The following is a 15,098-nucleotide window of genomic DNA, read 5'->3' as shown; positions in this document are numbered from 1 at the left end:
AAAATTACAAATTTTGCAATGTTACTCAGGATATTTTTAAGGATATTTTTTCAGATATTGGGCAAACATCTGTATTGTAAGCGGATTCTCATTTGGTCTTTTACTTGATAAATAGCGGTCATCATGCAGCAAAAACATACTTCATCAAATACTTCACCAAAGATTGACACGGTTCAAAATCACGCTGGGTCAACAAACGCACCGTCCACGTTTGCGTATGATGTCATCATCATCGGGGCAGGGGCATCAGGGCTATTTTGTGCATTGACAGCGGGCAAGCGCGGACGGCGGGTACTGGTGGTAGATCATGCCAATAAAGCGGGTAAGAAAATCCTTATGAGCGGCGGTGGGCGCTGTAATTTTACCAATTATGAAATTGAGCCCAAGCATTATTTAAGTAGCAATCCGCACTTTTGCAAATCGGCATTGTCACGCTATTTAAATTGGGATTTTATTGGCATGGTTAGCCAGTATCAGATTCCTTATCATGAGCGTGAGCATGGGCAACTGTTTTGTGATACCTCTGCCAATGATATTTTACAAATGCTGTTGAATGAATGCCGTGCCAATCAAGTGACTATTCAACTAAAAACCGCCATCCAGCAAATCCAAGCGTTACCCGACAATACGGGGTTTGTCTTAACTGTCAATCAACCAGCTAGTCAACAGCCTCATCAACAGGCTAATCAAGCAGCCAATCAAAAAAGTAGCCAGCAAACCTTAACTTGTCACTCGTTGGTAGTCGCCACAGGCGGGCTGTCAATTCCGACCATGGGTGCGACAGGATTTGGTTACCAAGTAGCGCAGCAATTTGGGCATACCATTGTGCCAACATCGGCAGGACTCGTACCCTTTACCTTTACCGATAAGATTGGCGATGCGATTAAATCGTTATCGGGGGTTAGTTTTGAGGTCATTGCGTTTAACGAGCGCATCAGTTTTAGGTTGCCCGTGCTATTTACCCATCGCGGTTTATCCGGGCCTGCGATGTTGCAGCTATCGAATTATTGGCACGTGGGCGAGCCGATTTTTATCAATTTATTCCCAAGCCTTGATATGGCAGCATTTTTAGCCGAGCAAAAAAAACAGCACCCAAAACAGCTGATTAGAACCGTGCTAAATGACCAGATAGGCGCGGCGGCGCTACCTAAAAAAGTTATGAGTACTTTGCAAAATTTATTGTGGCAAGACATGGCGGAGACTGAGCTTGCCAATATCAAAGACGAGAAGTTAGCGCAGCTGGGCGAGCAGCTCAATGCTTGGCGTTTGACGCCATCAGGCACTGAAGGCTATCGTACAGCTGAAGTCACACGCGGCGGCGTTGCTACTGATAAAGTCTCCTCAAAAACCATGCAAAGTCAGTTACAACCGAATTTGTATTTTATCGGCGAGGTGCTCGATGTTACTGGTTGGTTAGGTGGCTACAATTTCCAGTGGGCTTGGGCAAGTGGGTTCGTGGCTGGCGAAGTGGTTTAGCTATAAATATAAAATGAAAGAGGTTTAGCTATAAATGGGTTAGGTTTGAAGTGGGTTAAGTATTGATGAACCTAAAAAAATGGTTAAAAAAGGCATTAGCGAAATGCCTTTTTTATTTTAACCGATTTATTTTAACGCATTTACTTTAATCAAGTTTGGTGGGTGTTTAGTGTTGGCGCGCAACCGGTTGTTGCAGTGCTTGAGGTAACTCAAGAATGATCAGGTTACTGGCGGCAATATCATCGGGACGCCCGACGACCAAGGCTTCAAAACCTGTGTCAGTGGCAATGCTATTGACCACATCCACGTTGCCAATTTTTTCACCTGCGTTAGGCATATCACCGGTACCTGCTACGCGGTGGAGCCAAGCTTTTGGGCTGGCTTTAAAATATAACCGGGCAATGATTTCTTGACCTAAATAACAGCCTTTATCGTAGTCAACCCCGCCGTGTTGGTGTAGACGTAACTCTTGGGGTTGCCATAAGCCTTGGGTGGCTGTGACAATCCAGTAATTACCTGTAGCGATACTCGCTTTTTGCCATGCTTTGCGGTTAGCGTCGGTGTCAGAGCCATTCTCTGATTCACTAAAACTAGGTACCCCATTGTCAACAACCGCAAAAATATCACGTGGGGCTGATAAGGTAAGTTTTGAGAACGCCGCGTATTTTTTGATATGCTTGGCAAACTCATCGGCACAGTCTTGGCTGATGACGATTTGGTAAGCGTCATCCGCTATTTTCCTAATCCAAATACCCAACGCAACGCGCCCTTTGAGATTACTAATTGCGGTCGCTTGGTACTGCTCGCTGAGTTTGGTGACGTTGCAGGTCAGTTGTCCTTGCAAGAATTTTTGGGCATCGGCACCGGTTATATCAAAGACGACGAAATCTGTCATGGTGGCTCTCTTTTTATTTGCTAAAAAAATTATAATCAAAGTTTTGCACAATTGGGCTCGGACTGCAATCATGCTTTATTAGGTTATACTTGACTAAATTCTGGTTTAAGTCCTGATTTGCTAGGTCATTTGTCAGTGTACTAGCTGATTACTATTATTGATGTGACTTATCGCGTACAATACACTATCTTAAGACCATTAAATTTTTCTAAGATAATTGAGCGTGTGCTATGAGTTTACCTGCCTGTCCCCCATGCCCCAAGTGTAAAGAAAATTATACCTACCAAGATGGCGATTTATTGATTTGCCCGATGTGTGGCTTTGAAGCAGCGCAGCAGGCATGGCAAGCGGGCGAAACCGAAGCAGACAGCGAGCAAGTTATTAAAGATGCTGTCGGCAATGTGCTACAAGATGGGGATAGTGTGACGGTTATTAAAGACTTAAAAGTCAAAGGCGCAAGCACGCCCATTAAAGTTGGCACCAAAGTCAAATCCATTCGCCTGCTCCATGATGCTACCGATGATCATGATATTGATTGTAAAATTGACGGTTTTGGCGCGATGAAACTCAAATCCAGCGTCGTCAAAAAAGCCTAGCTTGGGGAGGGTTTGGGCTTTGTTTGGGGCTTTGCGTTTGCAATGGATATTGACACCCAAAGCTTATCTTTTTTTATGATCTCCCAAAAGCTGTCACAATAAATTCAGTAGGTGATTGTAGAAAAATACGTTACAATAAGGCTATTTTTCTACAAATTTAATCATATACTTTTTTGTTAGTAGGTAATTGTGACCGCCTTATCTCATATTCGTAATTTTTCTATTATTGCCCATATCGACCACGGTAAATCCACGCTTGCCGACCGCATTATCCAAATGTGTGGTGGTCTACAAGCACGTGAAATGCAGGCGCAAGTACTTGACTCGATGGATATTGAGCGCGAGCGCGGTATTACCATTAAAGCCCAATCTGTCACACTGTATTATAACCACCCAAACGGTGACAAATACCAATTTAACTTTATTGATACCCCAGGGCACGTTGATTTTTCGTATGAAGTGTCGCGTTCACTGGCGGCTTGTGAAGGCGCTTTGCTGGTGGTTGATGCCGCGCAAGGCGTAGAAGCGCAGTCGGTTGCCAACTGTTATACCGCAATTGAGCAGGGGCTTGAAGTATTACCGGTACTCAACAAGATTGACTTACCGCAAGTGGATCCCGAGCGCGTGATTCAAGAAATCGAAGACATTATCGGGATTGAAGCGATGGATGCACCGCGCGTGTCTGCCAAGACAGGCGTGGGCGTGGATGATTTGCTACAAGCGATTGTTGAGCGTATTCCCGCGCCCGAAGGCGACCGTGATGCCCCTTTGCAAGCGTTAATTATTGACTCATGGTTTGACAATTATCTTGGCGTTGTGTCATTGGTACGTGTGCGTCAAGGCACGCTCAAAAAAGACGATAAAATCCATATCAAATCTACCAAAGGCACGCATATTGTGACATCGATTGGGGTATTTACCCCAAAATCGTTTGAGACCAATATCTTAGAAGCCGGTGAAGTAGGCTTTGTGATTGCCGGTATCAAAGACATTGGCGGGGCGCCTGTGGGTGATACCATTACCCTTGCCAAAACCCCAGATGTAGATAGCATACCAGGGTTTAAAAAGGTCAAGCCGCAAGTCTATGCCGGTATGTTCCCTGTCGATTCGAGTGACTTTGAAGCGTTTCGTGAAGCGCTACAAAAACTGCAAGTCAATGACGCTGCGTTGTTTTTTGAGCCTGATACCTCTGATGCACTTGGGTTTGGTTTTCGCTGTGGTTTCTTGGGGATGCTCCATATGGAAATCATCCAAGAGCGTCTTGAGCGTGAATACGATTTAGATTTGATTACTACCGCCCCGACCGTTATCTACGAAATCAAAAAACGGAGTGGTGAGATTATCCAAATCGATAACCCATCAAAAATGCCTGACCCAGGTCTGATTGATGAGTTTCGTGAGCCGATTGCGCGCTGTCATATTCTGGTGCCACCCGATTATTTGGGTAACGTGATGACATTATGTATCGAGCGTCGTGGTATCCAAGTCGATATGAAGTTTATGGGACAGCAAGTGCAGTTGACCTTTGATATTCCGATGGGCGAAGTGGTCATGGACTTTTTTGACCGTCTAAAATCAGTGTCACGTGGCTTTGCGTCACTTGATTACGGTTTTGAGCGCTTTGAAACAGATAAACTGGTGCGGGTAGATGTGCTGATTAATGGCGAAAAAGTTGATGCATTGGCGATGATTTGTCATGCTGAGCAAGCGCGCTATCGCGGTAATCAGCTGGTTGAAAAAATGAAAGAATTGATTCCGCGTCAAATGTTTGATGTGGCTATTCAAGCGGCAATTGGTAGCCAAATCATCGCCCGTAGTACCGTCAAAGCCATGCGTAAAGACGTACTTGCCAAATGTTATGGTGGTGACGTGTCGCGTAAGAAAAAACTACTGTCAAAGCAAAAAGAAGGTAAAAAACGCATGAAGCAAGTGGGGCGTGTCGAGATTCCACAAGAAGCGTTTTTGGCGGTATTAAAAGTGGATAACCAGTCGTAGAGGCAAGTATGGATTTTGATTTTAATTTGATTCTTGTCCCTGCGACCTTGATTTTAGGCGCTATTTGGCTACTGGATAAATTGGTACTAAAGCAAAAGCAAAGCAAAGGATTGGAGAAATCGACTGCGCCGGTGCGATGGGCGTATGATTTTTTCCCGATTTTAGCGATTGTGCTCGTAGTGCGCTCGTTTTTGATTGAGCCGTTTAATATCCCCTCATCGTCGATGGTGCCCACCTTATATACGGGTGACTTTATTGCGGTCAACAAATACGCGTATGGCATCCGCTTGCCATTGGTGAATACCAAGGTGCTTGATTTAGGCGCACCGCAGCATGGTGATGTGGTGGTATTTCGCTATCCTGAGAACCCAAAAATTTATTATATCAAGCGGGTGATTGGCGTGGGTGGGGATACGGTGAGCTTTAATAATGGGCAGTTAAGCGTCAATGGCAAAGCGATTGCTACTACGCCTGCCAACTTTACCCCCGACCCTAAGATGACAGCGCAGCTATATCCGCCAGGTAAAACCGAGACCGGTGAGCTTGTGACAGCTGAGCAAGCAGCGCAACTGGGCAATCAAGAAGAATTGTCTGCCAAATACGTGCAAGAATCGCCCAGTAGTAATCATCAACATTTGGTGCGCTATTTGGGTGACAAGAATTGGTATCAATATGCCAGCTTTTTGCAGCAAGCGTCACCTCAATTGATGGCGAGCCAAGGTCAACAATGGCAACTAACAGTGCCTAAAGGGCACTATTTTGTGATGGGCGATAACCGTGATCGCAGTGCTGATGGTCGTTTTTGGGGGTTTGTACCTGATGAGAACCTAGCGGGTAAAGCCGTGTATGTGTGGACGCACAAAGCCAGTGGACTCAGTCTACCCACCTTTAATCGCAATGGCGCAATACACTAACCGCTTACTTTAAAAAATTGGATATCAAAGCCTTTGTTGTTGAGAATATTTAATTAACTAAAGCTTACATTAATCTATCTTGAGCGATGGTCAAAGGAGAATACGGCATGAACCTACCAAGTCATCAGCGCGGCGCCAGCGTCACGGGTATCGTGATTATGATTGTACTCATCGTCGTGTGTGCCAAAATCGGTTTAGCTATTATCCCTGCCCAAGTCGGTCACTACCAACTCAAAAAATCGTTGGCTTTTGAACTTAAAAAGTCCAATGACAATAAAGAAAGTGTTAAAGATTTTTTAGGTAGCGTCAATTCCCAATGGCATATCAACGGTGTCAGCCAAAAGGCAGAGGACGTCGTGGAAGTGGTGGATAATACGCCAGGTGCGATGTCAGTGAAATTGAAATACGATGAAGCAAACAACTTTTTTGGTAACGTCGATATCGTCAATCGCTTTGAAGATACCATTAGCGCAGAAGATGCCAAAGTCGCCAAGCAATAGTTATCCCCAATCTTAAGTAAGTGATAGCCATGTTATGATTTAAATGGCGAATACTTTTCTAACAATTTGAAGCAGATGAATTTACCAATCACTATCCCTACCTTTAATCTCAAAAAACTACCGCCACAAGTGCGTCAATTAACCGCGCTGTTTTATGAAATGGGTTATCAGTTTGATAATGTGAATTTACCCATTATGGCACTCATGCATCGCTCATTTGATAGCGAGCACAATTACGAGCGATTAGAGTTCTTGGGAGATGCATTGCTCGGTGTTATCATCGCAGAAGCCTTATTTTTGCGCTATCCCGACTATAATGAAGGTCGGCTCAGTCGCTTACGTGCATCGCTTGTGCGCGAAGAAACTTTGGTGATTATTGCAAAGCAGCTCAATCTGTCAGATTATTTGATTTTAGGGGTGGGCGAGCGTAAAGGCGGTGGTCGTCAGCGCGCCTCAATCTTGGCAGATAGCGTTGAAGCCTTGATTGGCGCTATTTATCTTGATAGTCAAAATTTTGATACGGTTAAGGCTTGTGTGCTGGCGTGGTTTGAAGATTTGTTCGAAAAAGTGAAAGAACAAAAAGTGCTAAAAGATGCCAAAAGCCGTTTACAAGAGCTGTTGCAAGCACACCAACTTGCGCTGCCCCGCTATGAAGTGACCGAAACCATTGGCAATGCCCCCAATCAAATTTTTGTGGTCAGCTGCCAAGTCGACATTGTTTTTGACAATAAAACCGCCAAACCCATAGCACCGACCCAAGCTTTAGTCACAGCCCAAGGTGAAAGTCGCCGTATTGCCGAGCAGCGCTGCGCCGAAGCCATGCTGGCTAAAATCAGTGATTTGTTACCCCCGCTGCGCTAATTTGCCGACCTGCCATACCGTCAACACCCAAATTTGCTGAAATGCTTACTGAAATTTGCTCAAAACTATTCTACAATAATTTGTACCCTTTAAACCAATGTTGAGATCCCACTTTATGTCTAACCAAGCAGACGCTACCCAACAAACCACCACTGACCCAGCTGTCGACAATCCATCAGCGGACAACAACCAGGATGTTATCAGTCAATTCTTCAGTGGGCAAAGTGATTCAGCGCCCGTGCGCGCAGTGGATTTTCGCACGGGTTATGTAGCCATTGTCGGACGTCCAAACGTGGGTAAATCAACGTTAATGAATCATGTGTTGGGTCAAAAATTGTCGATTACCTCGCGAAAACCCCAAACCACCCGCCATCGCATTATGGGAATTTTGACCAACGAGCAACTACAAGCAATTTTTGTTGACACCCCAGGTATCCATAGCCGCGAAGTGCGCGCTATCAATGAGCGTATGAATAAGGCAGCAACTTCGGCTTTGGCAGACGTTGATGCGGTATTGTTTGTGATTGATAGCCTAAAATGGGTGGAAGATGATGAGCTGGTGTTTGCCAAAGTGCAAAATTTGGGTGTCCCTGTGATTGCAGTGGTTAATAAAAGCGACACCATTAAGGACGAAGCTCAGCTGTTTGCGCTACTACAAAAACTGCATGATACCCAAGTATTTAGCGATATCGTGCCCGTATCTGCATTACGTGCGCATAACTTAGATGAGCTAGTACGAGTCATCGGTAAGCATTTACCGATTGCAGCGCCAATCTATGATGCAGAACAAGTTACTGACCGTTCGGAACGTTTTTTAGCCAGTGAAATCATTCGTGAAAAAGTGATGCGCGCATCGGGCGATGAGATTCCTTACGATTTAACCGTACAAATCGACACCTTCAAGGATGAGCCCGCGCATCAAGACCCAAAAACAGGCAAATGGCGTAAAGCTGTGACCTTTATCGATGCCACAATTTTTGTCGAGCGTCAAGGTCAAAAGGTGATTGTCATCGGTGATAAAGGCGAAAAAATCAAACAAATCGGCATCGAAGCGCGCCAAGACATGGAAAAAATGTTTGATAAAAAAGTGATGCTAACGCTGTGGGTCAAAGTCAAAAAAGGCTGGTCAGATGATGAGCGTGCGCTAACGAGCTTGGGCTACTAAGCAATAAGGCAAATAAGCTACTATGCGCAATCAACTGCTAACAGGTTATATTCTGCACCAGAAGCCGTATGGTGAAAGCCGTAGTTTAATTTACCTGTTTAGTGAGGAATGGGGGGTAGTACATGGTATCGGTAAAAAAAACTTACCGCTATTTGTCCCCATACAATTTTTTGGCAATGGTAAAAACAGCCTAAAAACCTTTAGTCAAAGCCAGATTTTGCAAAATCACATTACGCTCAGAGGACAAAGCCTGTATGCAAGTATGTATCTTAATGAGATTTTGCAAAAACTATTGCCTGTTGAAGAGCCGTTTGCTGAGATATGGCAAGCATATCAGCAGTGTCTTGCAAACATGGCAACGCTGTTTGTCGACCCAGCGCAATCGCCACATGACATGACCCGTTTAAAGTGGCATTTAAGGCGCTTTGAAAATGTATTGTTTGAACAATTAGGCTATGGGTTCGATTTTGCTAAAGATACGTTGGGGGATTTAATAGCACCATCGCAGCGTTATCAATACCAGCTACAGCAGGGATTTATGCCAGTTTTATCCTTGGATAAACCCGACATAGCATTAACAGGTGAGCAGCTGCTAACTTGGTATCAATGTTTACAAGATGAAACGCGCTTTAACCAAATGATGCAGCAAGATTTTGATTTAGCCAAACAATTGGTCAATAGCATCAGTGCCATGCACCGGCATTTGATGGATAATTTACTCAATTATCAAACCTTGCAAAGCCGAGAACTTTGGCAGCAGCTTACCCGATATCAATAAGCTTACCCAGTATCAATAATAGACAAAATAGGGCATATCATGACAAGCAATCAACCCTTACTCGGTGTCAATATCGACCATATTGCAACCCTGCGTCAAGCACGTGGCGTGGCGTATCCCGATCCTGTGGCAGGTGCGTTAATTTGTGAGCAGGCCGGGGCGGATGGTATTACGCTGCATTTGCGTGAAGATCGTCGTCACATTCAAGATGATGATGTTTATCGGCTCGCCAAAGTCATAACCACTCGTATGAACCTTGAAATGGCGGTCACTGACGAGATGGTAGCGATAGCCTGTGATGTTAAGCCAGCTTGGGTGTGCTTTGTCCCTGAAAAACGCCAAGAATTGACCACCGAAGGCGGGCTTGATGTGATTGGCAATCAGCACAAAATAGCCCGCGCGATTCAACAGTTACATCAAGTCGGCACTCAAGTGTCACTATTCATTGATCCAGAGTTGGCACAAATTGATAAAAGCATTGCGCTCGGGGCAGACGCCATTGAACTTCACACGGGCGCCTATGCGGACTATTGTTTGCAACATGACCAAGTTAAAATTAGCCATGAAATCACCCGTATCAAAACAGCCGTGACTCATGCCCACGAGGCAAAAGCAAGTTTACTGGTCAATGCAGGGCACGGTCTTACCCGTGACAACGTTGCACCTATTGCTAATATGGGTGGCATCCATGAACTAAACATCGGTCATGCCATTATTGCAGATAGTGTGTTTATGGGGCTTAGCCAAGCAGTTAGCGCAATGAGAAAGGCATTTACAGTAAAAGCCTAGCTGTTAGGGGCAGTTAAATTGTTCAACTGAGTAGGGCTTATATTTAATAATGCCTGTTTTGCTAAAACTTACCTTTAATCGATTATCGACCTTACCATCTAAAGGGCAGTATTGAATATTACCCATATAACCAATGGGTCTAGCGTTTTCTGGCTTAAAAATAATATAGTTATTATTCAGCGAGATATTTGCCGTAATTACACCCCAAGACAAGTCTAACGTAAGTTGATGATTGAGTTTGTCTACCGCTGCCTCATAGCTGTTATTGTTATTTTTATCGATAAAGCTAATCAGCTGATGACCGCCAGTTGTCACGCAAGCCAAGCTGTCATTAGCGACACAGGCGACGACAGGATTTTGATAAATCAACGCCTCTTGTTTTGCGCTGCTTAAAAAATTCATTAAACTTGAAGCAATGTTTTTTGCTTCCATTTGCTTTAAGCTGTTGGTAATAGTAATCGAAGCCATCGCCACAATGATAGATAAAACCGCCAAAACAACGACTGTTTCAATCAAAGTAAATCCCTGTCTTTTTATTGAGAATACGTTGGCTTTCGAATCATTCATGCTATTAGAGCTACCGGCTAGATCATGATGGAATAACACAATAAACGATATTAGTTCATCATTATAGAGAGTTTTGATAGATTAACAAACAAATATTGATATAAAATTTGTATTTGATTATAAAGCTAATAAAAGCGACCAAAAGGCTGGTGCTGTCTGACATGCTGAAGTTTTCAAAACCGATTGATGGGTTTACATGTTAAATCATCTATACCATATTATTAATGTTAAGCGATTATCTAGACGAAACTGTTTTAGTGGTATGGTAAACGTATCAATTGCACATTAAGTAAATGAATGTGACTAGAATGTATCATTTAGTGACAGTATGAATTTAAGATATGGTAAATTTAAATAGACTGTATTAAAATCCTTCTCAAGATAAGTATATAGTTTTGATGTGTAATGTCGAATCATTATAATAGTTGTTGAATTCTTAGTATCGAGCGTAATTAATAAGCTTAGCTACTAAAAAATAAAAATATAACATATTGTGATGTTCGTGTAATATTGTGTAGCAATGTAAAAAAAAGAGTTGTAAACACAATTTTTAGGCGTTAAGCTATATTTAACAAGTTCATAAATTACATGTGTTTTGATGTGTTATTTTGTGAATTAACTGTCAGGTTATTTTAATTTAAAATGAGCCAATCCTTTGGAGGAATTCTATGAAGCTAAATAAAATCGCTCTAGCAGTTGTTGCTGCAGCTGTTATGCCAGTAGCCGCTAACGCAGGCGTTACTGTTACACCTTTACTACTAGGTTATCATTATGTAGACGGTATCAGCAAAACTGAAGATAAACAAGGTGAGCAATTCGCAGGTACTCATCAACGTAACGACTTGTACACTGGTGCAGGTATTGGTATCGAATTGACACCTACTATCGCACTTGAATTAGAGTACGGTGAAACTGATTCTGACGCATTGTATGGCAACGGCGATAAAGTTAACGGACATAAGTTTGAACAAAAATCATACTCAGGTAACTTTACTATCGGTACTGAAACCTTTAGTGGCTATACTAACAGCCCATTCAAGCCATATGTGTTAATCGGTGCAGGTCAATCAAAAACCTCAATGGCATTTGATGATGGCAGCAAAGCAACTTCTAAAGACACTATCGGTAACTTAGGTCTTGGTGCTTACTACCGAATCAATGACGCATTAAGCTTACGTGGTGAAGGTCGTGCGATCTATAACTTCGATAATGATTGGTGGGAAGGTCTAGCGTTAGCAGGTCTTAACGTGGTTCTAGGTGGTCACTTGGCACCAGCAGCACCATTGGTTGAACCTACTCCCGTTGAGCCAATCGTTTTGACTGATGGTGATGATGACCAAGATGGCGTACCAAATAGCGTTGACAAATGCCCAGGCACTCCATTAAATGTTGTTGTAGATGCTGACGGTTGCCCACGTGAAATCCCATTTGATGATTTATTACGTATGGAATTACGTGTATTCTTTGACAATGACAAAACTGTCATCAAAGATCAGTACAAACCAGAAATCCAAAAAGTTGCTGAAAAAATGAATGAATATCCAAATTCAACAGCTTCAATTGAAGGTCATGCTTCAAAAACTGGTCCATCTGCGCGTTACAACCAACGTTTGTCTGAAGCACGTGCAAATGCGGTTAAATCAATGTTAGTTAACCAATTTGGTGTTGCACCACAACGTATTAGCACAGTGGGTTACGGTTATGACCGCCCAATCGCAGACAACAACACTGCTGAAGGCCGTGCAATGAACCGTCGTGTATATGCTATCATCACTGGTAACAACTCTGGCACAACTGTTCAAACTAAAGACATGAACGTACAATAATTAGTTATTAAATAAAAAAAGCTACCCTCGTTGGTAGCTTTTTTTATTTTTATTATCAGCTATAAACTCAACTTAGATAAATTTAATCTATTTTTAACGATAAGATGTTATACTACCGCGTGTTTTAATTTCCCTTCCTAGCCGAATTTTCAAGAGCTATTTTTTTATGTCAGATTCAATCAAAAATCTTCGCAATATTGCGATTATTGCCCACGTTGACCATGGTAAAACTACTCTAGTCGATAAATTGTTACAACAATCAGGTACTTTTGGTGAGCGTGCCGCAGAAGTTGAACGCGTCATGGACTCTAACGCATTAGAGCAAGAGCGTGGTATTACCATTTTAGCCAAAAATACGGCGATCAAATGGACCAATCCTAAAGACGGCGTTGAATACCGTATTAACATCGTCGACACCCCCGGTCACGCCGACTTCGGTGGTGAAGTTGAACGGGTGATGTCGATGGTTGACTGTGTGTTGTTATTAGTTGATGCCGTTGATGGTCCTATGCCACAAACCCGTTTTGTGACCTCAAAAGCATTTGCCCGGGGCTTAAAGCCAATCGTGGTGATTAATAAAATTGACAAACCAAGCGCACGTCCAGACTGGGTCATGGATCAGGTGTTTGATTTGTTTGATAATTTGGGTGCGACAGATGAGCAGCTAGATTTTCCAATCGTTTATACCTCTGCCATGAATGGTATTGCAGGGTTATCGCCTGACGAGCTTGCAGAAGATATGCAGCCATTGTTTGAAACCATCGTTAATGTTGTTGAGCCACCACAAGTGGATACGGACGGTCCATTCCGTATGCAGATTTCGAGCCTTGATTATGATAACTTCAAAGGTTTGATTGGTATCGGTCGTATTCAGCGTGGGTCGGTTAAAACCAATACGCCTGTAACAATTGTTGATAAAGAAGGTAATAAACGCAACGGCCGTATCCTACAAATCATGGGTTATCATGGTCTTGACCGTATCGAAGTACCTATGGCACAGGCAGGTGATATTGTATGTATCACAGGTATCGATGCGTTAAATATTTCTGATACTATCTGTGATCCACAAAACGTGGAAGCCTTACCACCGCTAAGTGTCGATGAGCCAACCGTATCGATGACTTTCCAAGTGAACAACTCACCATTTGCGGGTAAAGAAGGTAAATTCGTGACGTCACGCAATATTCGTGAGCGCCTAGAACGTGAGTTAATTCATAACGTGGCACTTCGCGTGGAAGATACCGACAGTCCTGATAAATTTAAAGTATCAGGTCGTGGGGAACTTCACTTATCTGTATTGATTGAGAATATGCGCCGTGAAGGTTTTGAACTGGGTGTATCACGTCCAGAAGTAATTGTTCGTGAAATCGAGGGTGAGAAACAAGAACCCTTTGAAAATGTGATTTTTGATGTTGAAGAGCAACACCAAGGCGCGGTAATGGAGCAAATGGGCTACCGTAAAGGCGAATTGACCAATATGGAAGTTGACGGCAAAGGTCGTATCCGTATTGAAGCGGTGGTACCGTCACGTGGTTTGATTGGTTTTCGCTCTGAGTTCTTAACCATTACCTCAGGTACCGGTATCATGACCTCAAGTTTCTCACATTATGGTCCTGTGAAAACAGGCGATGTGGCAAAACGCCAAAATGGGGTGTTGATTTCTATGGTGAATGGTACTGTATTGGGCTATGCGCTATTTAACCTTCAAGAACGCGGTCGTATGTTTGTATCGCCACAAACTGAAGTCTATGAAGGTATGATTGTCGGTCAAAACTCACGTAGCGATGACATGGTAGTCAATCCAACTAAAGCAAAACAGTTGACGAACGTGCGCGCCAGTGGTACCGATGATGCGATTATTTTAACGCCGCCAATCATTTTCACCCTTGAACAAGCGCTTGAATTTATTGAAGATGATGAGCTGGTTGAGGTGACACCAAAATCAATTCGTCTACGCAAAAAATACTTGACTGAAAATGAGCGTAAACGTAACGGTCGTAAATAATAGCGAATCTACGCGATAAAAATTTTGAAAAAGCCTAACATTTATTTACAAAAAGCTTGTACCTGTTACAAGCTTTTTTAATTTAATCTACACACTGGCAAAGCAAAGATTTAAAATTTTACACAATTCCTTATGATGATAAGGGTTTTTTAGTCAACGATTGTAGCAATTATTTTGAAAGTAGGAGAAGTTATATGAGTATGATGTCAGAATTTAAAGAGTTTGCCCTCAAAGGCAATGTGATGGATTTGGCAGTGGGTGTCATCATCGGCGGCGCATTTGGTAAAATCACCACGTCGTTGGTAGAAGATATTATTATGCCGATTATCTCTGCGATTATGGGCGGCAGAATCGACTTTACCAATATGTTTGTGGTGTTAGGTGATGTACCTGCAGGCACCGCTATGACGTATGATGCGCTCAAAAAAGCGGGTGTGCCTGTATTTGCATATGGTAATTTTGTCACCATCTTAATCAACTTTATTATTTTGGCATTTATCATTTTTATGTTGGTGAAAGCTATGAACCGCCTACGCCGTCAAAGCGAAGCACAAGAAGCGGCTGCACCAGAACCTTCAGAAGAAGTACTATTGCTGCGTGAAATCAGCAGTAAATTAAGCAAATAACGGTTTGTAAAAAAGCTGATAGATTAAAATTTCAGCCCATGTTATTTATAATAGGACTTACGCAAAGACGACCGAAGGCGAGCGTAACTGCTCACGCAAATAATC

The 15,098-nt window shown here is 42.9% G+C and carries 14 protein-coding genes; 12 read left to right on the top strand and 2 right to left on the bottom strand.

What is annotated here, in order from left to right; genetic code table 11:
- Window positions 1-123: 123 nt before the first annotated feature.
- Window positions 124-1,476, top strand: coding sequence for a BaiN/RdsA family NAD(P)/FAD-dependent oxidoreductase (locus RTS10_RS09180; protein WP_312540065.1), 1,353 nt, complete (start codon window positions 124-126; stop codon window positions 1,474-1,476).
- 166 nt (window positions 1,477-1,642) lie between these two features.
- On the opposite strand, the gene ygfZ is transcribed toward RTS10_RS09180, so the two are convergent.
- Window positions 1,643-2,371 carry a CAF17-like 4Fe-4S cluster assembly/insertion protein YgfZ gene (ygfZ, locus tag RTS10_RS09175; RefSeq protein ID WP_312522558.1) on the bottom strand — a complete coding sequence of 243 codons (729 nt, stop codon included), beginning with the start codon at window positions 2,369-2,371 and terminating at the stop codon, window positions 1,643-1,645.
- A gap of 230 nt (window positions 2,372-2,601) precedes the next feature.
- On the opposite strand from ygfZ, the gene RTS10_RS09170 reads away from it, so the two are divergent.
- From RTS10_RS09170 to pdxJ, 8 genes are all read left to right on the top strand, one after another.
- Window positions 2,602-2,967, top strand: coding sequence for a zinc ribbon domain-containing protein YjdM (locus RTS10_RS09170; RefSeq protein WP_159375429.1), 366 nt, complete (start codon window positions 2,602-2,604; stop codon window positions 2,965-2,967).
- A gap of 189 nt (window positions 2,968-3,156) precedes the next feature.
- On the top strand, window positions 3,157-4,962 hold the full coding sequence (gene lepA, locus RTS10_RS09165) for a translation elongation factor 4 (protein WP_076774812.1): 1,806 nt from the start codon (window positions 3,157-3,159) through the stop codon (window positions 4,960-4,962).
- A gap of 8 nt (window positions 4,963-4,970) precedes the next feature.
- Complete coding sequence (lepB, locus tag RTS10_RS09160) at window positions 4,971-5,876, top strand: signal peptidase I (RefSeq protein ID WP_095356710.1); 906 nt, start codon at window positions 4,971-4,973, stop codon at window positions 5,874-5,876.
- 107 nt (window positions 5,877-5,983) lie between these two features.
- Window positions 5,984-6,376, top strand: coding sequence for a DUF4845 domain-containing protein (locus tag RTS10_RS09155; RefSeq protein ID WP_095356528.1), 393 nt, complete (start codon window positions 5,984-5,986; stop codon window positions 6,374-6,376).
- 75 nt (window positions 6,377-6,451) lie between these two features.
- On the top strand, window positions 6,452-7,237 hold the full coding sequence (rnc, locus tag RTS10_RS09150) for a ribonuclease III (protein WP_201665420.1): 786 nt from the start codon (window positions 6,452-6,454) through the stop codon (window positions 7,235-7,237).
- Between the two features lie 115 nt (window positions 7,238-7,352).
- Window positions 7,353-8,402 carry a GTPase Era gene (era, locus tag RTS10_RS09145; protein WP_312540064.1) on the top strand — a complete coding sequence of 350 codons (1,050 nt, stop codon included), beginning with the start codon at window positions 7,353-7,355 and terminating at the stop codon, window positions 8,400-8,402.
- 22 nt (window positions 8,403-8,424) lie between these two features.
- Window positions 8,425-9,180, top strand: coding sequence for a DNA repair protein RecO (recO, locus tag RTS10_RS09140; protein WP_312540063.1), 756 nt, complete (start codon window positions 8,425-8,427; stop codon window positions 9,178-9,180).
- A 39-nt stretch (window positions 9,181-9,219) separates the two neighbouring features.
- Window positions 9,220-9,969, top strand: a complete 750-nt coding sequence (pdxJ, locus tag RTS10_RS09135; protein ID WP_219331942.1) for a pyridoxine 5'-phosphate synthase — start codon at window positions 9,220-9,222, stop codon at window positions 9,967-9,969.
- 3 nt (window positions 9,970-9,972) lie between these two features.
- Here the strand turns inward: pdxJ and RTS10_RS09130 are convergent, their stop codons facing one another.
- Window positions 9,973-10,536: a GspH/FimT family pseudopilin gene (locus RTS10_RS09130; protein ID WP_312540061.1), complete on the bottom strand. Its 564-nt coding sequence runs from the start codon at window positions 10,534-10,536 to the stop codon at window positions 9,973-9,975.
- Between the two features lie 668 nt (window positions 10,537-11,204).
- Between RTS10_RS09130 and RTS10_RS09125 the strand changes: the two genes are divergently transcribed.
- The 3 genes from RTS10_RS09125 (at window position 11,205) to mscL (ending at window position 14,993) form a co-directional block, all read left to right on the top strand.
- Window positions 11,205-12,362: an OmpA family protein gene (locus RTS10_RS09125; RefSeq protein WP_312540060.1), complete on the top strand. Its 1,158-nt coding sequence runs from the start codon at window positions 11,205-11,207 to the stop codon at window positions 12,360-12,362.
- A 166-nt stretch (window positions 12,363-12,528) separates the two neighbouring features.
- A complete protein-coding gene (gene typA / locus RTS10_RS09120; protein ID WP_036595294.1) occupies window positions 12,529-14,367 on the top strand; it encodes a translational GTPase TypA in 1,839 nt (612 codons plus the stop codon).
- Window positions 14,368-14,561: 194 nt separating this feature from the next.
- On the top strand, window positions 14,562-14,993 hold the full coding sequence (mscL, locus tag RTS10_RS09115; RefSeq protein WP_036595296.1) for a large conductance mechanosensitive channel protein MscL: 432 nt from the start codon (window positions 14,562-14,564) through the stop codon (window positions 14,991-14,993).
- The last annotated feature ends 105 nt before the right edge of the window (window positions 14,994-15,098 follow it).

This window comes from Moraxella sp. CTOTU47616 (genome assembly GCF_032017465.1).
Taxonomy (GTDB): domain Bacteria; phylum Pseudomonadota; class Gammaproteobacteria; order Pseudomonadales; family Moraxellaceae; genus Faucicola; species Faucicola tetraodonis.
Note: the sequence above shows the minus strand (reverse complement) of the source record. Positions and strands in the feature narration are given on the sequence as shown.

Bases quoted from the DNA above. Each gene is read 5' to 3' on its own strand.
- RTS10_RS09130 (WP_312540061.1), bottom strand. From the start codon at position 10,536: ATGAATGATTCGAAAGCCAACGTATTCTCAATAAAAAGACAGGGATTT.
- typA (WP_036595294.1), top strand. From the start codon at position 12,529: ATGTCAGATTCAATCAAAAATCTTCGCAATATTGCGATTATTGCCCAC.
- RTS10_RS09180 (WP_312540065.1), top strand. From the start codon at position 124: ATGCAGCAAAAACATACTTCATCAAATACTTCACCAAAGATTGACACG.
- RTS10_RS09155 (WP_095356528.1), top strand. From the start codon at position 5,984: ATGAACCTACCAAGTCATCAGCGCGGCGCCAGCGTCACGGGTATCGTG.
- era (WP_312540064.1), top strand. From the start codon at position 7,353: ATGTCTAACCAAGCAGACGCTACCCAACAAACCACCACTGACCCAGCT.
- rnc (WP_201665420.1), top strand. From the start codon at position 6,452: ATGAATTTACCAATCACTATCCCTACCTTTAATCTCAAAAAACTACCG.
- pdxJ (WP_219331942.1), top strand. From the start codon at position 9,220: ATGACAAGCAATCAACCCTTACTCGGTGTCAATATCGACCATATTGCA.
- mscL (WP_036595296.1), top strand. From the start codon at position 14,562: ATGAGTATGATGTCAGAATTTAAAGAGTTTGCCCTCAAAGGCAATGTG.
- RTS10_RS09170 (WP_159375429.1), top strand. From the start codon at position 2,602: ATGAGTTTACCTGCCTGTCCCCCATGCCCCAAGTGTAAAGAAAATTAT.
- ygfZ (WP_312522558.1), bottom strand. From the start codon at position 2,371: ATGACAGATTTCGTCGTCTTTGATATAACCGGTGCCGATGCCCAAAAA.
- recO (WP_312540063.1), top strand. From the start codon at position 8,425: ATGCGCAATCAACTGCTAACAGGTTATATTCTGCACCAGAAGCCGTAT.
- RTS10_RS09125 (WP_312540060.1), top strand. From the start codon at position 11,205: ATGAAGCTAAATAAAATCGCTCTAGCAGTTGTTGCTGCAGCTGTTATG.
- lepB (WP_095356710.1), top strand. From the start codon at position 4,971: ATGGATTTTGATTTTAATTTGATTCTTGTCCCTGCGACCTTGATTTTA.